This window comes from Dactylosporangium sp. McL0621 (assembly GCF_049995355.1).
Taxonomy (GTDB): domain Bacteria; phylum Actinomycetota; class Actinomycetes; order Mycobacteriales; family Micromonosporaceae; genus Dactylosporangium.
This window is the reverse complement of the sequence record NZ_CP188259.1, coordinates 7,492,266-7,514,220: the sequence shown is the minus strand read 5'-3', so window position 1 is coordinate 7,514,220 and position 21,955 is coordinate 7,492,266. Positions and strand designations below refer to the sequence as shown.

21 protein-coding genes and 1 pseudogene are annotated in these 21,955 nt (G+C 72.4%); 10 read left to right on the top strand and 12 right to left on the bottom strand.

Annotated elements, in window-relative coordinates; genetic code table 11:
• Positions 1-424: 424 nt before the first annotated feature.
• Positions 425-1,087 (top strand): annotated as a pseudogene (locus tag ACPPVO_RS35355) (response regulator).
• Positions 1,088-1,109: 22 nt separating this feature from the next.
• On the opposite strand, the gene ACPPVO_RS35350 reads toward ACPPVO_RS35355, so the two are convergent.
• From ACPPVO_RS35350 to ACPPVO_RS35335, 4 genes are read right to left on the bottom strand one after another with little or no spacing between them, the layout of a single operon-like run.
• Entirely contained in the window at positions 1,110-2,498 is a 1,389-nt protein-coding gene (locus ACPPVO_RS35350; RefSeq protein WP_426502892.1) for a sensor histidine kinase, read from the bottom strand.
• A gap of 9 nt (positions 2,499-2,507) precedes the next feature.
• Positions 2,508-3,515, bottom strand: coding sequence for a UDP-glucose 4-epimerase GalE (gene galE / locus ACPPVO_RS35345; protein WP_426502891.1), 1,008 nt, complete (start codon positions 3,513-3,515; stop codon positions 2,508-2,510).
• Positions 3,512-4,237: a polysaccharide deacetylase family protein gene (locus ACPPVO_RS35340; RefSeq protein ID WP_426502890.1), complete on the bottom strand. Its 726-nt coding sequence runs from the start codon at positions 4,235-4,237 to the stop codon at positions 3,512-3,514. Before ACPPVO_RS35340 ends, galE begins: the two co-directional genes overlap by 4 nt.
• A complete protein-coding gene (locus tag ACPPVO_RS35335) occupies positions 4,234-5,280 on the bottom strand; it encodes an MGDG synthase family glycosyltransferase (RefSeq protein ID WP_426502889.1) in 1,047 nt (348 codons plus the stop codon). Before ACPPVO_RS35335 ends, ACPPVO_RS35340 begins: the two co-directional genes overlap by 4 nt.
• A gap of 127 nt (positions 5,281-5,407) precedes the next feature.
• Here ACPPVO_RS35335 and ACPPVO_RS35330 point away from each other — a divergent pair, with 127 nt between their 5' ends.
• The 4 genes from ACPPVO_RS35330 to ACPPVO_RS35315 are packed head-to-tail and all read left to right on the top strand — an operon-like array spanning position 5,408 to position 9,930.
• Entirely contained in the window at positions 5,408-5,965 is a 558-nt protein-coding gene (locus ACPPVO_RS35330; protein WP_426502888.1) for a hypothetical protein, read from the top strand.
• On the top strand, positions 5,962-6,642 hold the full coding sequence (locus ACPPVO_RS35325; RefSeq protein ID WP_426502886.1) for an ABC transporter ATP-binding protein: 681 nt from the start codon (positions 5,962-5,964) through the stop codon (positions 6,640-6,642). The genes ACPPVO_RS35330 and ACPPVO_RS35325 overlap by 4 nt, the downstream gene beginning before the upstream one ends.
• Before the next feature lies 1 nt (position 6,643).
• A complete protein-coding gene (locus ACPPVO_RS35320; RefSeq protein ID WP_426502885.1) occupies positions 6,644-7,312 on the top strand; it encodes an ABC transporter ATP-binding protein in 669 nt (222 codons plus the stop codon).
• Positions 7,306-9,930: an FtsX-like permease family protein gene (locus tag ACPPVO_RS35315; RefSeq protein ID WP_426502883.1), complete on the top strand. Its 2,625-nt coding sequence runs from the start codon at positions 7,306-7,308 to the stop codon at positions 9,928-9,930. The genes ACPPVO_RS35320 and ACPPVO_RS35315 overlap by 7 nt, the downstream gene beginning before the upstream one ends.
• Positions 9,931-9,968: 38 nt before the next feature.
• Here ACPPVO_RS35315 and ACPPVO_RS35310 read toward each other — a convergent pair whose 3' ends face one another.
• Together ACPPVO_RS35310 and ACPPVO_RS35305 are read right to left on the bottom strand one after the other, a co-directional pair.
• Entirely contained in the window at positions 9,969-10,622 is a 654-nt protein-coding gene (locus ACPPVO_RS35310; protein ID WP_426502882.1) for a phosphatase PAP2 family protein, read from the bottom strand.
• Complete coding sequence (locus ACPPVO_RS35305; protein ID WP_426502881.1) at positions 10,619-11,305, bottom strand: response regulator transcription factor; 687 nt, start codon at positions 11,303-11,305, stop codon at positions 10,619-10,621. Before ACPPVO_RS35305 ends, ACPPVO_RS35310 begins: the two co-directional genes overlap by 4 nt.
• A gap of 294 nt (positions 11,306-11,599) precedes the next feature.
• Between ACPPVO_RS35305 and ACPPVO_RS35300 the strand changes: the two genes are divergently transcribed.
• From ACPPVO_RS35300 to ACPPVO_RS35290, 3 genes are all read left to right on the top strand, one after another.
• Complete coding sequence (locus ACPPVO_RS35300; protein WP_426514752.1) at positions 11,600-12,175, top strand: DedA family protein; 576 nt, start codon at positions 11,600-11,602, stop codon at positions 12,173-12,175.
• A 33-nt stretch (positions 12,176-12,208) separates the two neighbouring features.
• The gene (locus ACPPVO_RS35295; RefSeq protein WP_426502879.1) at positions 12,209-13,099 is read left to right on the top strand and encodes an undecaprenyl-diphosphate phosphatase; all 891 of its coding nucleotides are present in this window, start codon (positions 12,209-12,211) and stop codon (positions 13,097-13,099) included.
• A gap of 564 nt (positions 13,100-13,663) precedes the next feature.
• A complete protein-coding gene (locus ACPPVO_RS35290) occupies positions 13,664-13,969 on the top strand; it encodes a hypothetical protein (protein ID WP_426502878.1) in 306 nt (101 codons plus the stop codon).
• Between the two features lie 23 nt (positions 13,970-13,992).
• Here ACPPVO_RS35290 and ACPPVO_RS35285 read toward each other — a convergent pair whose 3' ends face one another.
• From ACPPVO_RS35285 to ACPPVO_RS35270, 4 genes are all read right to left on the bottom strand, one after another.
• Positions 13,993-15,264, bottom strand: a complete 1,272-nt coding sequence (locus ACPPVO_RS35285) for an MFS transporter (RefSeq protein WP_426502877.1) — start codon at positions 15,262-15,264, stop codon at positions 13,993-13,995.
• Positions 15,240-16,169: an adenosine deaminase gene (gene add, locus ACPPVO_RS35280; protein ID WP_426502876.1), complete on the bottom strand. Its 930-nt coding sequence runs from the start codon at positions 16,167-16,169 to the stop codon at positions 15,240-15,242. The genes ACPPVO_RS35285 and add overlap by 25 nt, the downstream gene beginning before the upstream one ends.
• 162 nt (positions 16,170-16,331) lie before the next feature.
• Positions 16,332-16,580, bottom strand: a complete 249-nt coding sequence (locus ACPPVO_RS35275) for a hypothetical protein (RefSeq protein WP_426502875.1) — start codon at positions 16,578-16,580, stop codon at positions 16,332-16,334.
• Positions 16,581-17,157: 577 nt separating this feature from the next.
• Positions 17,158-17,925, bottom strand: a complete 768-nt coding sequence (locus ACPPVO_RS35270) for a TetR/AcrR family transcriptional regulator (RefSeq protein WP_426502874.1) — start codon at positions 17,923-17,925, stop codon at positions 17,158-17,160.
• A 72-nt stretch (positions 17,926-17,997) separates the two neighbouring features.
• On the opposite strand from ACPPVO_RS35270, the gene ACPPVO_RS35265 reads away from it, so the two are divergent.
• Both ACPPVO_RS35265 and ACPPVO_RS35260 read left to right on the top strand, forming a co-directional pair.
• Complete coding sequence (locus ACPPVO_RS35265; RefSeq protein WP_426502873.1) at positions 17,998-18,657, top strand: carboxymuconolactone decarboxylase family protein; 660 nt, start codon at positions 17,998-18,000, stop codon at positions 18,655-18,657.
• Positions 18,654-19,049, top strand: coding sequence for a DoxX family protein (locus ACPPVO_RS35260; protein ID WP_426502872.1), 396 nt, complete (start codon positions 18,654-18,656; stop codon positions 19,047-19,049). Before ACPPVO_RS35265 ends, ACPPVO_RS35260 begins: the two co-directional genes overlap by 4 nt.
• A gap of 907 nt (positions 19,050-19,956) precedes the next feature.
• Here the strand turns inward: ACPPVO_RS35260 and ACPPVO_RS35255 are convergent.
• Both ACPPVO_RS35255 and ACPPVO_RS35250 read right to left on the bottom strand, forming a co-directional pair.
• A complete protein-coding gene (locus ACPPVO_RS35255) occupies positions 19,957-20,622 on the bottom strand; it encodes a response regulator (RefSeq protein ID WP_426514751.1) in 666 nt (221 codons plus the stop codon).
• Between the two features lie 11 nt (positions 20,623-20,633).
• Complete coding sequence (locus tag ACPPVO_RS35250) at positions 20,634-21,854, bottom strand: sensor histidine kinase (protein ID WP_426502871.1); 1,221 nt, start codon at positions 21,852-21,854, stop codon at positions 20,634-20,636.
• Positions 21,855-21,955: the final 101 nt, after the last annotated feature.

Below are 21,955 nucleotides of genomic sequence, written 5' to 3'. Positions count from 1 at the left end.
TTGTTGGCCTTCATTGCCGCGGTGACCCTTGGCCAGCTCGTCGCCGGTCACCGCGGTGTCGTTCGACCTGCCCCGGCCGTCACCGCCCGACCCGGCGCCCGCTGGGAACGACTGGCCCGGCGACGACGCTGCGGGTTCGGCGCTGGCCAGCGACGCGGCGCCAAACATTCATCACCCCGACCGCCGTCAGCCCGGCCGCGGCCAGCCCGATCCGCCGGATTTGCTTGATCGATTTCATCGACCCGTTGCAGACTCCTGCCACCCGGCGCAGGCCGCTTGCCTGCGCGTCCGTGACCTACGGTCGGCAGCCAAACTGGGGTGAAGACTGGCAAGGCCCTGCCGTGCGGCTGGCATCCGCGATTCTGAGCCGGCCCGGCGGGGGCTTCCGCGTGACGACCGTCTTCCCGCTGAGCGGCGCCGGCGCATGAGCATCCGGGTGCTCGTCGCCGACGACCAGGCGCTCGTGCGCGGTAGCTTCCGGCTCCTCGTCGACACGGCGCCGGACATGGTCGCCGTGGGGGAGGCCGCGACCGGTCACGAGGCCGTCGAGCTCGCCCGCACCACCGTCCCGGCGGTCGTGCTCATGGACATCCACATGCCCAACCTCGACTGGATCGAGGCGACCCGCCGGATCACGGCATCGCCGGGCACGGCGGGCGTCAAGGTGCTGATCCTGACGATGTACGACCTCGACGAGTATCTTCACCGCGCTGCACGCCGGTGCCAGCGGGTTCCTGGTCAAGGACGCGCCGCCGGCCGACCTGCTCGCCGCGATCCGGGTCGTCGCGGCCGGTGAGGCGCTGCTCGCCCCGAGCGTCACCCGGCGCCTCGTCGAGGAGTTCACCCGTCGTCCCGAGCCGGCGCGGCGGCCCACCGCGGCGCCGGCGGGCGTCACGGAACGGGAACGCGAGGTGCTGACTCTGGTGGGGCTGGGTCTGTCCAATGCCGAGATAGCCGCGCACCTGCATGTGAGCCCTGTCCACGGCCAAGGCGCACGTGAGCCCGGCTGCTCACGAAGCTGGACGCCCGCGACCGCGCGCAGCTCGTCATCGCCGCCTACGACAGCGGCCTGGTGCGGCCGGCATGAGTCGCTGCGTTCGACGCGCCCGTCACCGCGGGAGGTGGACGTGCAGCGCGGCCCCGCCTGACGGTGCGTCGTCGACGGTGATGGTGCCGCCGTGGGTGGTGACGATGTCGCGGGCGATGGCCAGGCCGAGGCCGGTGCCGCCGCCGTCGCGGGAGCGGGTGTCGTCGAGGCGCACGAAGCGGCCGAAGACGCGTTCGCGGTCGGCGGGCGGGATGCCGGGGCCGTCGTCGGTGATCGTGACGTCGGCGTGGTCGTCGTCGCCGGACAGGTCGATGCGGACCTGGCTGGCGGCGTGGCGGGCGGCGTTGTCGAGCAGGTTGCGCAGGACGCGTTGCAGTTGCTGCGGGTCGCCCTGCACGCGCGTCGGTGTGACGTGCAGTTCGAGGCGCACGTGTGGGTGCTGGGCGGCGACGCGGTCGCGTTCGGTGTAGACGAGGTCGTCGAGGTCGACGTCGTCGTGGCGCAGCCGCAGCCCGGACTCGTCGGCGCGGGCCAGTAGCAGCAGGTCGGCGATGAGGGTGGCCATGCGTGTGCTCTCGCGGTGCATGCGTTGGACGTGGGTGACGGCGTGGTGCGGCAGGTCGATGCGTTCGAGGATGTCGAGGCCGGCGTGGAGGGTTGCGAGGGGGCTGCGCAGTTCGTGGCTGGCGTCGGCGACGAACCGGCGTTGGGCGGCGGTGGCGTCTTCGATCCGGTCGAGCATGGTGTTCATGGTGGTGGCCAGGGCGGCGACCTCGTCGGTGGCGGCGGGCACGGGCAGGCGGGTGTGCAGGTTCTGGGCGGTGATGGTTGCGGCCTGGCGGCGCATCGCCTCCACCGGTCGCAGGCTGCGGCCGACGAACAGGAACGTGGCCACGCCGACCACCGTGGTGAGCAGGGGCAGGCCGACGGCGAGCGCGCCGATGGTCGCCTCGGTGCCGTCGTTGACCTCGTCGAGCGACTGGGCGACCAGGACGGTGCGTGGCCCGTCGGTGGTGTCGACGCCGGTGGCGACGATCTGGAATAGCTCATCATGATCGACGGCCAGCCGCCGCTGCTCGTGCAGCGTCTGGCCGGCCTTGGGGCGCAGCGGCGAGATTGGGCCGGCCCCGCCGACCGAGGCGGACGCCGCGACGATCCGGCCGTCGACGTCGATGACCTGGACGATGGTGCGGTCGCGGGGCGACGGGCGTAGCGCGGCTGTGAGTCCGGCGCCGCCGCCGTCGCCGACGGCGGCGGTCACCTGCGTGGCGCGTTCGGTGGCGGACTGGTCGATGTTCTGGGTGAGGATGACGCGGGCCGCGACGACGAGGGCGACGCCGCTGAGCACCGCGGCGACCGCGACGACCGCCGCGGCGGCGAGCGCTGAGCGCATCCGCACGCCGAGCCGCTCGCGGAGCCGGGCGACGAATCGCTGGCGTGAGCTGGGCATATGCTGAACCTAACGGGATTGGGCATGCGGCCGGACCGGTTCGGGCTGTCCCCGCCGGCTTCGGGTGGTGGTCCAGGCCTGCCAGGCGGACCGGACGCTGTCGTGCAGCGAGTGGTCGGGGCGCCAGCCGAGGTCCGCCGTGATGCGGTTGATGGCGGCGACGACGGCCGGTGCGTCACCGGGACGCGGCGGGCCGCTCCGGGCCGGTACGGGGATGCCGGTCACGTCGGTGACCGCGCGGATCACCTCCCAGACGGAGTGGCCCTCCCCGGCGCCCACGTTGTAGACGTCGGCGCCGGGCCGGGCGGCGAGGCGCATGCCCGCTCGGCGGTGGGCGTCGGCGAGGTCGGCGACATGGACGTAGTCGCGCACCCCGCTGCCGTCGATGGTGGGCAGATCGGTGCCGGCGACGATGACGGGCGCGCCGGTGCTGAGTGCGTCGAACGTGAGCGGCAGCAGGTTGGTGCGGCCACGGTCGCCGAGGTGGGGCTCGGCGGCGCCGACGGCGTTGAAGTACCGCAGCGCGACCCACGAGATGCCGTGGGCGAGCCCGGCGGCTGCGACGAGCTCCTCGGCGGCCAGTTTGGTCCGGCCGTACGGGCTCAGCGGTCGGGTCGGGGCGTCTTCGGCGACCGTCGGGGTGCCGGGTACGCCGTACACGGCCGCGGAGGAGGAGAACACCAGCCGGGCGACGCCGGTGGCGGCCATCGCGTCGAGGACGGCGGCGACGACGCCGACGTTCTGCTGGTAGTACCAGATCGGCCGGTGCAGCGACTCGGGTGCGGACTTGCTGCCGGCCAGGTGCATCACGCCGGTGACGCCGTGGTCGAGCAGGGTGTGGCGCACGAGCGCGGGGTTGCCGGCGTCGCCGACGACGAGCGGCACGTGCGGGGCGAGGCGGGCCGGGTCGCCGGTGGACAGGTCGTCGAGGACGACGACCCGCTCGTCGGCCGCGAGCAGGTCCGCGACGACGTGCGCGCCGATGTAACCGGCTCCGCCGGTGACCAGCCACGTCATGACCGCACCAGCTGGTGCTCGGCGAGCGGGCCGAGCCGCAGGCCACGCGCTTCGGACCAGGTGATGAGCCGGGGGAGCGCGTCGAGGGTGCGCCGCCACGACCCGGCCGCAGAGGTGCAGTCGGAGTCGTGCAGCAGGACGGTGCCGCCGCTGGCAAGGGTGCTCGTCACGTCCGCGACTATCGTGTCCGGGGTGGCGGCGGCGCGCCAGTCGCGGCCCCACGCGGTCCACAGCTTCGGCTCCAGCCGCAACCGCCGGCAGGCGACGAGCGCCCCGGTGGTGAGCACCCCGTAGGGCGGCCGGTACCAGCGCGGTGCGCCGCCACCGAGCGAGCCGACGAGATCCCGGGCGCGGGCGATGTCGTCGTACGTGGCGCGGGGGCTGCGCCACAGCAGGCAGCGGTGGAACCAGCTGTGCACGGCGACCTCGTGTCCGGCGGCGACGACCTCCCGGCCGAGGCCGTGGTCGCGGTCGAGCATCGAGCCGAGCAGGAAGAATGTGGCCCGGATGTCGTGCTCGGCCAGCAGTTGCAGGAACTTCGGCGTCGAGACCGGGTCCGGGCCGTCGTCGAAGGTGAGCGCGACGTGGCCGGCCGGGCCGAGCCCGGCCAGGCCCGGCAGCAGGGCCCGGCGGCCCGGCGCGAACGCGGTGACGGCTGGCAGCGCATAGGCGGCGAGCCCGGCGAGGCCGGTGACGGCGCCGGCCGTGACGAGCCGGTTCATGCGGTCACCGCCAGGTCGGCCAGGACCGTCTCAGGCCGCACCGGCGACGGCGTGAACCCGGTGGTGCCGCCGAGCGCGGCCCGCAGCCCGTTGGCGAGGTCGGCCCGGCCACGCAGCCAGGGGACCCAGCCGATGCGGTCCAGCACCGCGGCGTTGGTGGCGCCGTGGCCGGGCAGGCACCGGTACGTCACGACCGGCACCCCGGCCGCGAGGGCCTCCAGCGACGACAGCCCGCCGGCGTTCTGCACGACGACCTGGCAGGCCCGTACCAGGGACGGCATGTCGTCGACCCAGCCGATCGGCACGACCCGGCCGGAGCGGTTGAGGCGGCGGCGCAGCGCGTCGTTGCGGCCGCAGGCGACGATCGGCACGGCGAGCCCGGTGTCGGCGATGTCGAGGGCGGCCCGCTCGACCTGACCGACGCCCCAGGCTCCGGCGACGACGAGCGCCCGCGGCAGCTGTGGCGGCAACCCGAGCGCGGCCGGTGCGCTCGACGCTGGCCGGGCGAACGCCGGCCGGACTGCGGGCGCGACGACCCGCACATCGTCGGCGCCGAGCGCCTTGGCCTGCCGGGCCGTGTCGTCATGCAGGGCCAGGTGCACGTCGACGCCGTCGGCGACCCACGCCGGGTGGACGGACAGGTCGGTGAGGTAGGTGACGACGGGCCCGTGCAGCCGGCCGCGCCGGCGCAGCCGGCCCAGGACCTGACTGGCGAGCGGATACGTCGACACGACCAGCCCGGTGTCCGGACCGAGCGCGGCCAGGGTCGCATCGTCCGCGGCGGCGGTCAGCTCGGCGGCCAGCCGGCCGAGTCGGTCGGAGCCGGCGAGGGTGAGCAGCCACCCCCAGGTGCGAGGGGCGAGGGCGAGCTGCCGGCGGTAGATGCTGCGCAGCAGGACCCCGGTGCGGCGAGGGAGCAGGTCGACGAAGTCGTGTCGCTGGACCGGGTGGCCCTGCGCCCGCAGCCGCCGGGTCAGCTCCGCCGCTGCGCCGTCGTGGCCGGCGCCGAAACTTCCGGAGATGATGGCCACCGGTCGCTGCATGTGGACCTCCCTGGTCGGCCGGGCGATTGCCCGACGCAGGCACATGCTGGGCGCGGTGACCTGAAAGAACGCTGAGCATGCCACCATTCAGCTCGATTTCAGGCGAACGGGCCTACGGTCCCGAGCCATGCGAAACATCAGCATGGTCGCGGCCCTCACCGCGGCCGCGGTGCTGGCGCTGGCCGGGTGCGGCAGCAATAGCGCACCGGATGCGGGCGGCGCCGGCGACATTCCAGACAACCAGGCGTTCGTCGAGTACCGGCCGGCTGGCAACCAGTACGCGCTGAAGGTGCCTGAGGGCTGGGCTCGCGCCGAGTCCGGGGGCACCGTGACCTTCACGGACAAGCTCAATACGATCACCGTTGCCCTCGGTACCGCCGCCACCGCCCCCGACGTGCCCGCCGGTCAGGCGGAACTGACAACGCTGGCCGGCAAGACCGGCGGATTCACGGCCGGCACCGCCTCGGTCGTCCAGCGCCCGGCCGGCCCGGTGCTGCTCGTCACCTACCGCGCCGACGCGCCACCCGACCCGGTCACCGGCAAGGTCGTCAACGACGACGTCGAACGCTACGAGTACTGGCACGCGCCGTCCGGGCTGCTCACGGTGACGCTCGCGGGCCCGCACGGCGCCGACAACGTCGACCCGTGGCGGACCGTGACCGACTCCGTCCGATGGCTGCCGTGACTGCGCCGCCGATCCGGGCCGAACGGTTGTACCGGTTCTTCCACAGCGGCGACGAGGAGGTGCTCGCCCTACGTGGGGTGTCGCTCGAGCTCGCCGCCGGTGAATGGCTGGCCTTGACCGGCCCGTCCGGGTCCGGCAAGTCGACCCTGCTGGCCTGTCTCGCGGGCCTCGACGAGCCGGACGGCGGCAACGTCTGGGTCGCCGGGCGGCGGATCACCCGCCGGCCGGAGGCCGCCCGGGCGTTGCTGCGGGCCCGCTACGTCGGCATGCTCTACCAGGCCGGGAACCTGCTGGAACACCTCACCGTTGCGCAGAACATCCGCTTCACCCGCCGTCTGGCGCGGTTGCCCCGCGCCGGCGACGACGTGATCGACCGGCTCGCTGCCGTCGGCCTCGCCGGGCACGCCGACGCTGCGCCCGGCGAGCTGTCCGGCGGCCAGGCGGCCAGGGCCGCGCTCGCCGTCGCGCTCGCCAACGACCCGCCGCTGCTCATCGCCGACGAGCCGACCGGTGAACTGGACGAGGTCACCGAGCGGGCCATCCTCAGCCTGCTCGCCGCCCACGCCGCGACCGGCACCGCCGTGCTCGTGGCCAGCCACAGCCGGGCCGTCGCCCGCGCCGCGCACCGCGTGCTGCGCCTGCGCGACGGACACCTCACGGACCCCGCGGAGGCTTAGCATGTCGGACCGCCGGGACGTCTTCAACGGCGAGCATCTGAACCGCACGTTCGGCCGCACCAGGGCGGTGCATGACGTGAGCTGCGTGATCCCGGCGGACGCACGGATCGCCGTCACCGGACCGTCCGGCTCGGGCAAGTCGACCCTGCTGCACCTCATCGCCGGCATCGACGAACCGACCGGCGGCACGGTCGGCTGGCCGCGGCTCAACGGCCACCCCCGGCATCATCCGGGCCGGGTCGGGATCGTGTTGCAACGCCCGGCGCTGCTGGCGACCCTCGACGTCGGCGAGAACGTGGCCCTGCCGCTGCTGCTGGCCGGTCGTCCGGCCGAGTCCGCCCGGCTCGCCGCCGGCGACACGCTGGGCCGCCTCGGCCTCGCGGACCTCATCGACCGGCTGCCGCACGAGCTGTCCGGCGGCCAGGCCCAGCGGGTCGCCGTCGCACGAGCTGTCGCGGCTGGCCCGGAACTCATCGTCGCCGACGAACCGACCGCCGCCCTGGACACCGAGGGCGCCGCTCGTCTCGTCGACGCCCTCCTCGCCGCCGCCGAGCGCGCCGGTGCCGCGCTGGTGCTGGCCACCCACGACACTGCCGTCGCCGACCGGCTCGAGCAGCGCTGGCACATGGCCGACGGTGCTCTCGGCAACCCTACGGAGCCGCTATGCTGACCTGGATCGCCGGGCTGCTGCGCCGCCGAGCCGGCCGCCTTGCCACCACCGCCGTCGGAATCGCCACGGCCGTCGCGCTGCTCGCCACGGTCGGCGCCTTCCTGGGCGCCGCCCGCACCTCGATGACCCGCCGCGCCGTCGCACCGGTCGAGGTCGACTGGCAGGTCGCGCTCGCCGCCGGCACCGATCCGGCCGCCGCCCTCGCCACGGCCGGCACCGAACCCGGCGTCGCCACCGCCCTGCCGGTCCGCTACGCCCACCTGCCGTCGCTGTCCACCAGCCAGGCGGGCACGGTCAGCACCACCGGCGCCGCCGTCGTGCTCGGCCTCCCGGCCGGCTATCGGACCACCTTCCCCGGCCAGATCCGCACCCTCGGCGGCGCCGCCGACGGCGTGCTGCTGGCGCAGCAGACCGCCGCCAACCTCCGGGCCGTCCCGGGCACCGTGCTGTCCATCGAACGCCCCGGACTGGCCGCCGCCCAGGTCACCGTCGCCGGCATCGTCGACCTGCCGCACGCCGACACCATGTTCGCCACCGACCAGTCCGGTGCCACCGCACCGCCCGACAACGTCCTGCTGCTGCCCGACACCGTGTTCACCGACCTTCTCGGCCCGCTGCAGAGCGCCCGGCCCGACCTGTTCAGCACCCAGCTGCACGTCCGGACCACCCGGCAGCTGCCGACGGCGCCCGACGCGGCGTACACCGCCAGCACCAGCGCCGCCCATCACCTCGACGCGGCCCTCGCCGGGGCCGGCCGGACCACCGACAACCTCGGCGCCGCCCTGGACGCCGCCCGCTCCGACGCCGCCTACGCCACCGCCCTCTTCCTGTTCCTCGCCACCCCCGGCGCCGTCCTCGCCGGCCTGCTCACCACCACCATCGTCTCGGTCGCCGCACCGCGCCGCCGCCGTGAGCAGGCGCTGCTGCGCACCCGCGGCGCCACCGCCCGCCACGTGCTGACGATCGCGGCCATCGAAGCCGCGATCACCGGCGTCGCCGGCGCTGCCGCCGGCGTCGGGGTCGCCGCATTGCTCAGCACCGTCATGTTCGGCAACGCCGGCGGCCCGGCCTGGTTCGCCGCCGCCGCGACGGCCGGCCTGACCGTCGCCGCCGCGGCGGTACTGTTGCCCGCGTGGCGGTCGCTGCGCACCGGCGGCGTGGCCACCTCCACCCGGACCGGTGAACTGCCGCCCACCAGGATGCCCCTTGCGCTGCGGCTTGCCCTCGACGTCGTCGCCCTCGCCGGCGCACTGCTGCTCCTGCGCGTGACCACCGCGCACGGTTACCAGCTCGTGGTGGCGCCGGAAGGAGCACCGCGCATTGCAGTGGACTACTGGGCGTTCGCCGGTCCGGCGCTGCTGTGGCTCGGCGGCGCGCTGCTGGTCTGGCGAATCGTGGCCACCGCCCTGCAGTACGGCCGCCGCCTCCTCGCCACCGTGTTGCGGCCCCTGGCCGGGCCGCTCGCCAGCACCGTCGCGGCCACCCTGCACCGCCGCCGCCAGCCGATCGCCGCCGCCGCGACGCTCATCGCCTGCACGGTTGCCTTCGCGGTGTCGACCGCCGGGTTCACCGCCACCTACCGCCAGCAGGCCGAGGTCGACGCCCGTCTCACCAACGGCGGCGACGTCACCGTCATCGCGCCGCCCGGCACCGCCGACGCGAGCCTCACCGAACCGATCCGGGCGACCGCCGGCGTCCGGCACGTCGAGACCGTCCAGCACCGCTTCGCCTACGTCGGCGCCGACCTGCAGGACCTCTACGCTGTGCAACCCGGCACCGTCACCGCCGGGGCGCACCTCGCCGACGCCTGGTTCACCGGCGGCACCGCCGCCCAGCTGATGCACCGCCTCCAGCAGCAGCCCGACGGCATCCTCGTCTCCGCCGAGACCGTCACCGACTTCCAGCTCCAGCCGGGCGACCGGCTCACTTTGCGCATCACCGACACCCGCACCGGCACCGCGTCCCCGGTCGACTTCCGGTTCCTCGGCGTCGTCAACGAGTTCCCGACCGCCCCGACCGACAGCTTCCTCGTGGCCAACGCCGACTACGTCACCGCCCACGCCGGCCCCGGACCGGCCACCCACCTCATCGACACCGGCGGCACCGACCCCGCCGCCGTCGCCGCGGCGCTGCGCCAACGCCTCGGCGCGGGACCGGCCATCACTGACATCACCGCGACCCGCGCCACCGTCGGGTCCAGCCTCACCGGCGTCGACCTCGCCGGGCTCACCCGCATCGAGCTCGGCTTCGCCCTCGCCCTGGCCGTGGCCGCCGCTGGCCTGGTCCTCGCGGCCGACCTGGCCGAACGTCGCCGCACCTTCACCATTCTCGGCATCCTGCGCGCCCGGCCCCGCCATCTGGCCGGGTTCGTCGCGGCGGAGGCGTGCGTCGTCACCGGACCCGCCCTGGTGCTTGGCGCCGCGGCCGGTGTCGGCCTGGCGGAGGTCCTCGTCACCATTCTCAGCGGCGTGTTCGACCCGCCACCGGATCGGCTCGCCCTGCCGTGGGGCTACCTCGGGGGCGTCCTGGCGGCGATCCTGGCTGCCGTGGCGGCGGCCGTGATTGCGCTGGTGCTCGCCACCCGGCGGCCGGACCTGACGCTGGTGCGCGGCGAATGATCGGCAGCCGGCTGCCTGGCCGTCGCGACGGGCCGGGGTCAGTCCGCCAGGCGCCGCTCGCCCGGCACGGCGGCATCCGGCCGCCGGGGCAGCCGCAGCACCGACGCGGCGATGATGGTCACCGTGGCGGCGAGCAGCCATCCGCCGATGACATCGGTCGGCCAGTGCGCGGCGAGCGCTACCCGGCTGACACCGACCAGCACGGCCCATCCGCCGGCGACCGCGACGAGCGCCGCACGCGACCAGCGGTTCGGCAGCAACGCCCAACCGAGCACGATCACGACGCCGGCCGCGACGGCCGACGATGTGGTGTGACCGGACGGGTAGGAGTACCCGCTCGCGGTGGTCAGCCGATCCGCGGGCCTGGGCCGATGCACGAGCCCCAACAACGCGAGGCGCACAACTGTCGAGGTCGCCGCCGTCGCGACGAGAAAGCCCGCGGCGGTACGGTCGCGGCGCACCAGCAACACCAGCAAGGCGAGCAGCGTCAGCCCCCGCACGACCGCGCTGTCGCCGGAATGCGTGACCGCCGACATCGTCGCGCGCCAGGCCGGGTGCGCAAGCGTGAAACGGCGCGCCGCGTCGCTGACGTCCACATCCAACCGGACCAGCGGCGAAAACCGGACCGCGACGAGTGCCGTGAGGAGGGCGAGGAGACCCCGCGGTGGCGGCGGGGATGGCCCGGCGGTCACCCACCGTCCGGGTCCAGCCGGTAGCCAACGCCACGGACCGTCCGGATCGCCGAGCGGCCGTACGGATGGTCGATCTTCTTGCGCAGATAGCCCACATACACCTCGACGATGTTCGCGTCGCCGTCGAAGTTGGCGTCCCACACGCTTTCGACGATCGCGGTCTTGGCCATCACGTCGCCGGCCCGGCGCATCAACAACTCCAGCAGCGCGAACTCCCGCGGTGTGACCGGAATCTCGTCCTCGCCGCGGGTCACCCGCCGCTGCACCGGATCGAGAAGCAGATCGCCGGCGGCCAGCACCACCGGCCGCTCCGGAGCCCCCCGGCGGATCAGCGCCCGCAGACGAGCGACCAGGACGACGAACGAGAACGGCTTCGTCAGGTAGTCGTCGGCGCCGAGGTCGAGGGCGTCGGCCTCGTCGTAGTCGCCGTCCTTCGCGGTGAGCATGAGCACCGGCGTCCAAACCTCGCGCTGACGCATGCGACGGCAGACTTCGTAGCCGCTCATGCCGGGCAGCATGATGTCGAGCATGACCGCGTCGTAGGCGCCGTGCGGCTCCTCGGTGGCCGCCCACAACCCGTCCACCCCGTTGTACACAAGGTCCGTGGTGAACCCCTCGACGGCCAGGCCGTCGCGGATCATCTCGGCGAGGCCCGCCTCGTCGTCGACGAGCAGCAGTCGCATCAGGCGCTCCCAACCCACGCGGCGCCGCACCAGCGCCCCAACACGGACGCCGAGCTCGTCCTCGCACGGGCGCCGGGCGCCGGGCGCCGGGCGCCGACATCACCATACTCCTACAATATGTAGGAGTATGGTTGGGTGCCGTCGCGCGATGGTGGGACAGGCCACGTTTTGCCGGATTCTCAGCCTCGGCGGCCTAACGTGACCGGCTTCCGCCGCACTGCGCCGACACCCCCTTTGAGACGAGGAGCATCCGTGAAGTTCCTGGATCCCGAATGGCTCATCTCCACCTTCGGGATGCTCGGCATCCTCGCGATCGTGTTCGCCGAGTCGGGCCTGCTGATCGGCTTCTTCCTGCCCGGCGACTCGCTGCTGTTCACCACCGGACTGCTCGTCGCCGGCGGCCGGTACCTGCACCTGCCGCTCTGGCTGGTGATCCTGCTCATCGTGGTCGCCGCGGTCGCCGGCGACCAGGTCGGCTACGTCTTCGGCCGGCGGGTCGGTCCGGCGCTCTTCCGCCGCCCGAACTCCCGGCTGTTCAAACAGGAGAACCTCGCCCGGGCCCAGGAGTTCTTCGACCGCTACGGCGCGCGCTCCATCGTGCTGGCCCGCTTCGTGCCGATCGTGCGCACGTTCACCCCGATCGTCGCCGGCGCCTCACGCATGCGCTACCGCACCTTCAGCCTGTACAACGTCATCGGCGGTGCATTGTGGGGTACCGGCGTGACCCTGCTCGGCTACTTCCTCGGGCAGATCGCGTTCGTGAGGTCCAACATCGAGTTCATCCTCATCGGCATCGTCGCGCTGTCCGTCGTGCCGATCGCGGTCGAACTGCTCCGCGCCCGGGCCCGCGCCCGCCGCGCCCGTTCATGATTCTCTCAGCATCAGCCCGACAGGATGCCCGACGTGAACCACCTGACCTATCCCGAGGCGATCGTCGTCGGCCTCCTGCAGGGTGTCACCGAGCTGTTCCCGGTCTCGAGCCTCGGGCACAGCGTGCTGCTGCCGGCGCTGCTCGGCGGCCGCTGGGCCCGCGACCTGGACGTGTCCACGCCGGAGTCGCCGTACCTCGCCTTCGTTGTCGGGCTGCACGTTGCCACCGCGTTTGCTCTGCTGCTGTTCTTCTGGCGCGACTGGGTACGCATCATCACCGGTTTCGTGACCTCGGTGCGGCACCGGCGGATCGACACGCCCGATGAGCGGCTGGCGTGGATGATCGTGCTCGCTACGATCCCGGTCGGCGTCACCGGCCTGCTGTTGGAGCACACCTTCCGCACCGTGCTCGGCCGGCCCATCCCCGCCGCCATCTTCCTCACCGTCAACGGCGTGCTGCTCTATGGCGCCGAACGCCTCCGCCGCCGAGCGGCGAGCGGCACTCCCGACCCCGTGGACGCCGCCGACTCCGACCGGCGCATCGCCGCCGGCACCTTCCGCGGCGCGACTCTTGTCGGATCGGCGCAGGTGCTCGCGTTGCTGCCCGGCATCAGCCGCTCCGGCGTCACCCTGGGCGCCGGCCTGCTCAAGGGCCTGTCGCACCAGGACGCCGCCAGATTCTCCTTCCTGCTCGCCACACCCGTCATCCTCGCCGCCGGCGTCCTCAAGATCCCGGACCTGTTCGGCCCCCTCGGCGCCGGCATCCGCGGCCAGGTCCTCGCCGGCAGCCTTGCCTCCGGCGTCGCGGCCTACTTCTCCGTGCGATTCCTGACCCGCTACTTCGAGACCCGGACGCTGACCCCCTTCGCGATCTATTGCGTCGTGGCCGGTGTTGCCAGTCTCGTCTGGCTCAGCGCCACATAGGCCGGCTCCGGCCGGATCAGAAGGTCGGACGCCGCCAAAACCACACCGCGCTGGTCGAACGCTGCTCGGAAACCGTGCCTGTGAAACCGAGTGATGTAGCTGGTTCGCGTAGCATCGTGTGCGTCCATCAAGTCGCGCGGGTGCCGAGCCGCAGTGACCGACTCATCCCCGTCCGCGCCGGTCGACGACGGGATAACGATGGTGGGAGCGGTGACAGGATGGTCGAAGACAGCTCGTCCGCCGGCTGCGGGGTGCTCGCCCTCACGCTGCTGGTGGTCGGGTAGCGGGAGCGCATTGCTGCGCTCCCGCCCCTCAGAACCGGACTTGCGGCTGTTCACCGCATCCGGCTCAAGCAGGTCGCTTGGGCGTGCTGGCGTTGCGTCGGCAGGCTGGTCCTTAATCTTCGCCAGTTGTTTGCCGGCGGAGGCATGAGGTGTGCACGAGGCGGCGGCGTTCGTCCTGCCGGCCTGGCGGGGGCGAGATGACAAGTTGTCTGGTCATCGCTTTCCCGATCGCGGCGAGCCACTGTTCCCACTGGTGTGGGGGTTGTGGTTCGTGGTCGGCGTGCCTGGCCGAAACCGCCGAGGCCACCCGCAGGGCCCGGCGCGGATGGCCCCCGACTCCTGGTCGTGCCTCCACGTCGACGCCGCCGCCGAGGCGGTCCGGCTAGCGCTGACCCTCCCACTGACCGGCGTCCACCCCCTCCTGCTGGCCGCCCCGCTCACCCGGTCTTGCCAGTCCACAATGGACATCATCCGGCAACACTATCCGTCTACCGAGATCCGCTCCGAAATCTGCGGCCACCGCACCTCCGTCGACACCACCGCGATCGAACGCCTCCTAGGCTTCCGGGCCCGCTGGACCCTGTGACCGCAGCGGTTCGCGGAACACGGTCACCGGTTGCCGTGGTGGATCTCGATCCGCCGGAACACCGGGAGCAGCGACACACACAGCATCGCTAGCGCTGCCACCGTGCCGCCGGACAGTGCGACCGTCGCCGTGCCGAACGCGGCGGCGAGCGCCGGCGCGGACATCTGGCCGAGTGGGAAGGACACGAACGACCAGAATTCGTCGTGGGCGCCGACGCGTGAGAGCAGCCGTTCGGAGATGTGGGTGTAGTTGACGGTTTCCCAGGTGACGGTGAACAACTCGGTGGCCGCCCCGGCCAGGAATGCCGCCCCGGCCAGCCATATCGCGTCCGCACCGGCCCCCAGCAGGATGAGCGGCAGGGCCGCCAGCGCCATCGCGGCCAGCGCCGGCCGCATCGGCCGTTGCAGCAACGGCACCTTAACCAGCACCACGCTGGCAAGCAGTGCACCGATCCCCTGAGCGCTCAGCACCAGACCCCAGCCCGTGACGCCGATCGTGTCGAAGGCGATGACCGGCCCAAGGACCAGCCAGATCCCCCGGTTGGTGGCGTTGAAGATCGCGAACGCCAGCGTCACCGACCAGATCCACGGCTGCGACGCGAAGTATGTCCAGCCCTCCCGTAGGTCGCTGAGCATCGTCGGGCCGCCGCCGACCCGCTTCGGGGGATCGGGCATCGCAATCCGCGCGAAACATGCGGCGGCCAGCAGGAACGAGGCAGCGTCCGCGGCGATCGCCCAGCCGCCGCCGGCGGACGCCGTCAGCAGACCGGCGCTGGTCGGGCCGAGAATCCGGGCGAGGTTGCCGGCCGTGGCCAGCAGCGAACTGGCCTGCTGCAGGCCGCGCCCGGTGGCCAGGTTGGACACGATGCCCCGCAGCACGGGCGTCGTGATCCCCTGGAACATGCCGTTGCCGACCGCGAACGGCAGCAGGAGCGCCGGGTGCTGATGGGTGATCAGGAGGATCGCGACCCCGGACTGCGTGAGACCGGCACCGAGGCTGGCCAGGCAGAGCACGGTGGAGCGGCGGTAGCGGTCGGCGATGCCACCGCCGAACAGCATGGTGGCCACCGTCGCCACCATCGCGGTGCTGGTGACCGCGGACACCCACACGGCGCTGCCGGTCAGTGCGAGCACGCCGAACGCCAGCGCGACCGGTGACATGGCGCTGCCGGCCAACGAGATCGAGCGCCCGGCGAAGTACCAACGGAACGAGGACGAGCGCAGCGGCCCGGAACCGTCATCACCGGCACCGGCACCGGCACCGTCCGCTGTCAGGCCGGGCTGTGCTGAAGCCATGCGTCGATGCCGGTCAGTGCCGAGTCGATCAGATGGCGGGGTGCCCCGCTGTGACGAAGTGACGTTGCCGCGCATGCGGCCAGTTGCACGTCGTTGAGGCCGAGCTGGTCCCGGGCCCGGGTGTATTCGGTGAACAGGTCCGTGTCGAACAGCAGCGGATCGTCGGCGTTGATGCTGCAGGGCACGCCCCGGGCGAGCAGCGCCGGAAGCGGATGCCGGTCGAGCGAGGGGACGACGGAGAGCATCACGTTGCTGGTCGGGCACACGTCGAGCGCGATGTCACCCGTCGTCAACCGGTCGAGCACTGCCGGGTCGGTGATGGCCGCCACGCCGTGCATGACCCGGTCGGCGCCAAGCACGTCGATCGCGTCGCGGACCGACGGTGCACCGGTCAGCTCGCCGGCATGCGGGACGGCGAGAAGACCACCGTCACGGGCGACGGTGAACGCCTCCGCAAACAGGGGACCCGGTGCCGCGGTCTCGTCACCGTCCAGCCCGAACCCGACGACACCGTCGCGGCGGCGGCGGACCGCGAGGCGGGCCAGCGCGACGGCCTCATCCGGCGGCCGGTCCCGGTTCGCCGCCACGACGAGCCCGAACCCCACGCCATAACGCTCCTGAGCGGCCCGTCCCGCGTCGAGCACCACATCGAGCACCTCGGCATCCGAGCCGAGCCGGCCACGGAACAGGCCCGGCCACATCGACGGCTCCACCCACACCGCCCCGGCCAGTGCCGCGTCCTCGACCACCTCGTGGACCAGCCGCTGAGCGTCCCCGGCCGTCCGCAGACACGCGGCCGCGGCGGTGATGGTGTCGGTGAACGCCGCGAAGGATCCGTATCCGGTCGGCAAGGTGGCGACGACCCCGGCCCGGTCGGCCAGCTCCAGCAACGTCGAGCGACGCATTGCCCCGTCAAGGTGGACATGCACATGAGCCTTCGGCAACGCGGCGAGCGCACGACTGGCTGACATTCGCGGAATGATCCCACACGCGATATGCCGGGCGGCTCGCGCGGAGACATATCGGATGTATATCACGAAAGGGTGTTTGCGGGACTTTTCGCCAGCTCAAGTCGCGAACCTCGTCGTGAACACGTCGACCGGGTCTTCGGACTCGAGTGTGAACCCGTGCCGCTCGTCCAACCGCCGGGCCGCACTGCCCTGCAGTACGTTCAGCCGCTTGCAGGTCGAGCATGACGTCCTCGGCCGGCCAGGCAGGCCGGCGTTGTGGACCGCGGTGCGGATCCGGTCGCGGGTGCCGGCGGTCAGGCCCAGCAGGGTGAGCGCGGGCGGGCCGACGTGCAGGCGGGCGACCACGCGCCGTATGTCGCTCGGGAACCTGGCTCGGCGATAGTCGGGACGAGGACGTCAACGGTCCTGAGACGGTGGGACTGGTCGTGCGCGTGTTCCTTTTCGTGGGAGTTGGGCTCGGGACGGGCAAGGCCGGACCCGACGAGCGGCCGCGGCCACGACGTGGTGGAGGTGGGGATGCGGACGGGCTGCGGTGTATCCCGCTGAGCCGGCGGGGTCGGCCAGCCGTGGGATCGGCTTACCGCGGGTGCCGGTCGGCCGCGGTCGTGGCGTAGCCCGCGGAGCTGGCGGCGAAGGTCGCTGAGGTGGCGGTCGATGTGCTCGGCCAGACCTGCGTCGTCACGGCGGTTGGCTGGTTCGTCGATCTGCCGTCAGCGGCGCCGTCCCAGGCCAGCCAGGGTCGTGGCCATTGCCGTCGCGGACGTGCACGACATCACCGATCGACAGTTCCCGAGAAGTCGCGGCCTTGTGCTGAATGCGGAGCCGCTCTGCGCAGTGGACCGGCAGATCCGAGGGGTGAACGCGTCAGCGTTCAAGCGCACGTGATCCGGTGCTCCCGGGTCGAGGTGTTGGCCGGGATTCGTTACCGAGACGACCGGCGATGAACGCGGCGGGTCTGTCCGGCCGGCATGCCTGCGCCAGTGGACTGGTCCGTGGTGTGTTCGTTGGCGGCCTCTGGCGCTCGGGTGGTGAGTACGTTCGCGATGACGTCGTGGACGAGCTCTGGGGGGATGGCGCGGTGGGCGATGAAGCGGCGGTAGAAGAACGGGCCGGTGAGTAGGTCGGTGGCGATCTCGGGGTCGAGGTCAGGGGGTAGTTGGCCGCGCTCGCGGGCGCGGGCTAGGACGACGAGCAGGGGCTCGCGGCGGCGTTGGGTCAGGTCGGCGTGGAGGGTTGCGAGTGCGGGGTCGCGTTCGGCGGCGTCGATGAATGCGGCGAGCAGGCGCGGGAACGGCGTGTGCTCGAGCAGGGTGACGAAGGCGGTGAGCAGTTGCGCCACATCGGTGTCCACCCGGCCGGTGTCGGGTACCGGGAAGGGTTGGAACGTGGCGTCCATGGCGTCGATCAGGAGCGCGCCCACGGTCGGCCAGCGCCGGTACAGGGTGGCCTTGCTGGCCCCGGCCCGCCGGGCGACCGCTTCCATGGTGAAGCCGGGCAGGCCGTCCTCGTCGAGCACCTCAAGAGCGGCCCGCAGCATCCGCTGGCGTGCGCCATCCCCTCGCGAGATCGGCTCCCGGGCCTTGGCCGGCGGGTCGGCCGTGGAGTGCCGGGTGGCAGTGGAGGCGGCCGATGGGCGTGCGGGCGTCACCACAGGCCGGTTGGCGCGTTGTTGTCGGGGACTGCTGGCCATGTTGCCCTCACCTCCATCGAGACGCTACCGTACCCTTATAGGAGTACGGGTCCGTATCGATAGGAGGATCCGATGGCACGAGTGACGCCGCCGCCCGGGCGCGCCACCGGCGTGCGGGCCCGGATGGTGTCCTGGTTCACCGAGCGTGCGCTCGGACGCCCCGCGGGACGCCCGGCGCATCCGGACCGGCTGGCCGAGCCGCTTCGGGCATATGCCCACCTTCCCGGAGTCCTGCGCGGCTACGCCAAGCTGGAGCAGGCCACCGCGGGCACACACCGGCTCGATCGGCGCCACCAGGCCCTCGCCGAGCGCACGGCCGCGACCCTGACACAGTGCGCGTACTGCATCGACCTGGGCCCTGAGGTGGTCCGCCGCTGGGGGGTGACCGACGAGGAACTGCTGGCCCTGCCGCACTACGACACCAGCCCGCTGTTCGACGAGGTGGACAAGCTCGTCCTGACCTACGCCGAGGGCATGAGCCGCACCCAGGTCGACGTCCCCGCCGACGTGGTCCAGCGGCTACGCGAACACTTCACCGACGCCCAGATCGTCGAACTGACCCACCGCGTGGCCCTGGAGAACGTGCGCGGGCGGTTCAACCTCGCCCTGGGCATCGAGGCCGCCGGGTTCAGCCAGGGCCGGGTCTGCGCCCTACCCGCCCCGCCGCCAGGCGCGGCCCCTCACCGGTCTGACGACGCTCTGACCGGCCTCCCACGGGAGCGGCGGTCATGACCACGGCAGCTACCACCACTGCCCAGCGGCTTGGCCGGACCAGCGCCTACTGGGTCATCACCGCGGTCGTGGTCAGCGAGTGCCTCGGCGGCGGCTTCATGGACCTGCTCCGCATGGCGCCGTTTTACCCGATCATGATCGACTTGGGATATCCCAGCTACCTGGCCACCATCCTGGGAACGGCGAAAATCCTCGCCGGGGCGGTGCTGCTGGCACCCCGGCTGCCACGGCTGAAGGAATGGGCCTATGCCGGCATCCTGATCAACATGATCGGTGCAGCCGCATCCCACGTCGCTATGCACCACTCCGCCACCAGCCTCATCGCCCCTGCCGTGTTCGCCGGGTTGGCGCTGCTTTCCTGGGCGCTTCGTCCAGCCGCACGTCGGCTCTAACACGCCCCTGATCGGGACGGTCAGGCGAGTGAGGAGGCTTCCGTGCTCAGCGTCTTTGTCCGCAACTTTCTGTTCACCATCGTGGTACCCGGGCGCCGGGGCGGTCTGGCTGCCCTGGTGGATCCTCAGGCGCTTCGACGCCATGGCTGTTCCCGCTGCGTGGCCGGCCGTCGCGGTGATCGCACTCGGCGCCGCCTTGTACCTGTGGTGTGTATGGGTGTTCGCGGTGGTGGGACGCGGCACTCCCGGCCCGTGGGACGCGCCCCGGAGCGTTGTCGCCACCGGCCGGTACCGGTGGGTACACAACCCCATCTACCTCGCGCGCTCCTCGTCATCCTGGGCGAGGCATGGCTGTTCCTGTCGCTGCCGCTCCTCATATGCTGGGCTGACGGAGTGCTGTAGGCCGTCCGGTCATCGTCTAACTGGGCTACTGATGCTCCGCTGCGGATCGGTTGGCCAGGTCGGCTGCCCGGGCGAGGAGTTCCGCCGTGGAACACGGCTTGAGCAGGTAGTCGTCGGCGCCGGCAGCGACGTCCGCCACAAAGCGCGTGCGCGGACAACATCAGGATCGGTACCGCTGCCGTCGCCGGTTCGTCGCGTAGCGTCCGGCATACGGCGAGACTGTCCAGGTCGGGCAGGATGGGAACGCGATCGAGACGAGGTCGTTGGTGAACCGCTGCCGACCAGGGTGCCGACGAACGTGGGACCACCACCGACCACGGCGACCACAGCCAGGTGACCCCACGAGGGCCGCTCCCTGGCAGCGGCGAGCCGGGCGACGATCCCGAATCCCTCGGTGGCGTTGTGCAGACCTGGTACCACGCCCCGCCCGGCGCCGGCCTGCGGGTGACGCTGGTGGCCGCGCGGGGAACTGGCGGGTTCAACGCGGCTGTGGTGTGCGCACGGGCTACCAGGTGATGTCCCGCTCGCCTCGGCGCACCAGCTCGCACTCGTAGGCCACGATAACCAGTTGGGCGCGGTCATGCGCGCCCAGCTTGGTCATGGCCCGGCTGACGTGTGTCTTCACCGTCGCCTGGCTCAGGCGCAAATGCGCGGCGATGTCCTTGTTGGTCAGCCCGCGACCGACCAGTCCCAGCACCTCAGTCTCCCGCTCGGTGAGCCCGGCTATCGCGGCCGGTGACCACTCCGGCTCTGCCGGCTGCCGCGTGTACCGGTCGATCAGCCGGCGAGTGATGTTCGGGGTGAGCAGAGCGTCTCCGTCGGCCACCACGTGGACCGCTCGGCGCAGCTCGCCCGGGTCGGCATCCTTGAGCAAGAAGCCGCTGGCGCCGCAGCGCAGCGCGTCGAAGACGTACTCATCGGTGTCGAAGGTGGTCAGCACGATCACCTTGATCCCGCTGGTACGGGGCTCGGCGCGCAGTTGGCGGGTGGCCTGGATACCGTCCAGGCCCGGCATCCGGATGTCCATCAGCACGATGTCGGGCTGCAGCGAGGCGGCCAGCTCCAGCGCCTGCTCACCGGTCACCGCCTCGCCCACCACGGTGAGGTCGGGGTCCCGGTCGATGAGCACGCGCAGGCCGGCGCGGATCACCGCCTGGTCGTCCACGATCATCACGCGTATCGTCACCGGCCCGCTCCGTTCCCCGCCGCGGGCAGGATGGCCACCACCTGGAAGCCGCCCTCCGGGCGCTCGCCTGCGGTCAGCTGGCCGCCGAGCGAGGTGGCCCGCTCGCGCATGCCGAGGATACCGAAACCGCCGTCGCCGCCGGTCCGCTGGCGGGAAGGCTGCGCGCGCCCCTGCCCGTCGTCCACGATGGACAAGACGATCTCGGTGGGCCGGTAGGCGAGTTCCACCTCCACTGTCCGGGCCGCCGCGTGCCGTACCACGTTGGTCAGCGACTCCTGCACGATGCGGTAGGCGGTCATGTCCATCGCCGGTGGCAGGTCCCGCGGCTCGCCCTGCCGGGCGACCGCCACCTGCAGCCCGGCGCGGCGCACCGTGTCCAGCAGCGAGTCCAGCTGTGCTAGGCCCGGCACCGGGCTGCGGTCGGCCGCCCGGCGGCCGGCGCGCGCACTGTCCGCGCGCAGGACGCCAACCGTGGCGGCCAGTTCGGCCCGGGCTTCCCGGTACGCGGCGCGTACCGCCGTCAGCGCTTCGCGGCTGGTCGCCGGGTCGTCGGTCAGCGTCTCTGCGGCCACCGACACCTGGATGGCCGCGCCGGCGAGGGTGTGCGCGAGGACATCGTGCAGCTCGCGGGCGATGCGCAGCCGCTCCTCGGTGACCCGGTGGTTGGCTTCCCGCTCGCGGTCCAGCACCGCGCGCCGGGCCGTGCGTTGCGCTTCGTAGGCCAGCGCGCGCCGACTGCGTACGGTCTCGCCCAGCATGATCAGCGACGCGAGCAACGCCGCCTGTGGCAGCAGCGCGGCGATGGAGCTGCTGATCGGCTGGTGGTCCTGGAGCACCGGGAACAGTTCGGCGGCGATCAGCGCGGCCGCCGCCGCCGACGCGGCCCAGCGCAGGTGCCCGGCGACAGCGGCCGCGTACAGCGGCACGGCCAGCGGGATCACCGGCGAGATACCCGGGCTGCCCAGTCCGTGGTATCCGATGAGCAGCAGTACCGAGGCGAGCAGCACGCCGAGCGGGGCACGGCACCGCGCCGGCAACACCGCCGCGATCAGCAGCGCGAACAGGTACGCAGCCACCCCGGCCGGCCGGTCTTCGGCTTGCGCGGACACGAAAATCCGCACGCCGATGGCCACCGCCACCGCCGCGACCAGCACCGACTCGACCAGCGCCCGGCGCAGCGCGGCCGAGGGCGGCACGCCCAGCCGCACATTCTGCATGTTGACACGCTACGGCGTGGCCGATCGGGCCGCGTCCTGCAGCTGGGGTAGCGCCGGCGGTCCCGCTACCCCGCCTGGGGTAGCGGGAAACGCCATCCGCA

Coding starts and splice junctions, on each gene's coding strand:
- ACPPVO_RS35255 (WP_426514751.1), bottom strand. CDS start 20,622: ATGATCGTGGACGACCAGGCGGTGATCCGCGCCGGCCTGCGCGTGCTC.
- ACPPVO_RS35300 (WP_426514752.1), top strand. CDS start 11,600: ATGCTCGGCATCCTCGCGATCGTGTTCGCCGAGTCGGGCCTGCTGATC.
- ACPPVO_RS35305 (WP_426502881.1), bottom strand. CDS start 11,305: ATGCGACTGCTGCTCGTCGACGACGAGGCGGGCCTCGCCGAGATGATC.
- ACPPVO_RS35270 (WP_426502874.1), bottom strand. CDS start 17,925: ATGGCCAGCAGTCCCCGACAACAACGCGCCAACCGGCCTGTGGTGACG.
- ACPPVO_RS35350 (WP_426502892.1), bottom strand. CDS start 2,498: ATGCCCAGCTCACGCCAGCGATTCGTCGCCCGGCTCCGCGAGCGGCTC.
- ACPPVO_RS35265 (WP_426502873.1), top strand. CDS start 17,998: ATGGCACGAGTGACGCCGCCGCCCGGGCGCGCCACCGGCGTGCGGGCC.
- ACPPVO_RS35330 (WP_426502888.1), top strand. CDS start 5,408: ATGCGAAACATCAGCATGGTCGCGGCCCTCACCGCGGCCGCGGTGCTG.
- ACPPVO_RS35320 (WP_426502885.1), top strand. CDS start 6,644: ATGTCGGACCGCCGGGACGTCTTCAACGGCGAGCATCTGAACCGCACG.
- ACPPVO_RS35335 (WP_426502889.1), bottom strand. CDS start 5,280: ATGCAGCGACCGGTGGCCATCATCTCCGGAAGTTTCGGCGCCGGCCAC.
- add (WP_426502876.1), bottom strand. CDS start 16,169: ATGCGTCGCTCGACGTTGCTGGAGCTGGCCGACCGGGCCGGGGTCGTC.
- ACPPVO_RS35285 (WP_426502877.1), bottom strand. CDS start 15,264: ATGGCTTCAGCACAGCCCGGCCTGACAGCGGACGGTGCCGGTGCCGGT.
- galE (WP_426502891.1), bottom strand. CDS start 3,515: ATGACGTGGCTGGTCACCGGCGGAGCCGGTTACATCGGCGCGCACGTC.
- ACPPVO_RS35340 (WP_426502890.1), bottom strand. CDS start 4,237: ATGAACCGGCTCGTCACGGCCGGCGCCGTCACCGGCCTCGCCGGGCTC.
- ACPPVO_RS35315 (WP_426502883.1), top strand. CDS start 7,306: ATGCTGACCTGGATCGCCGGGCTGCTGCGCCGCCGAGCCGGCCGCCTT.
- ACPPVO_RS35260 (WP_426502872.1), top strand. CDS start 18,654: ATGACCACGGCAGCTACCACCACTGCCCAGCGGCTTGGCCGGACCAGC.
- ACPPVO_RS35250 (WP_426502871.1), bottom strand. CDS start 21,854: ATGCAGAATGTGCGGCTGGGCGTGCCGCCCTCGGCCGCGCTGCGCCGG.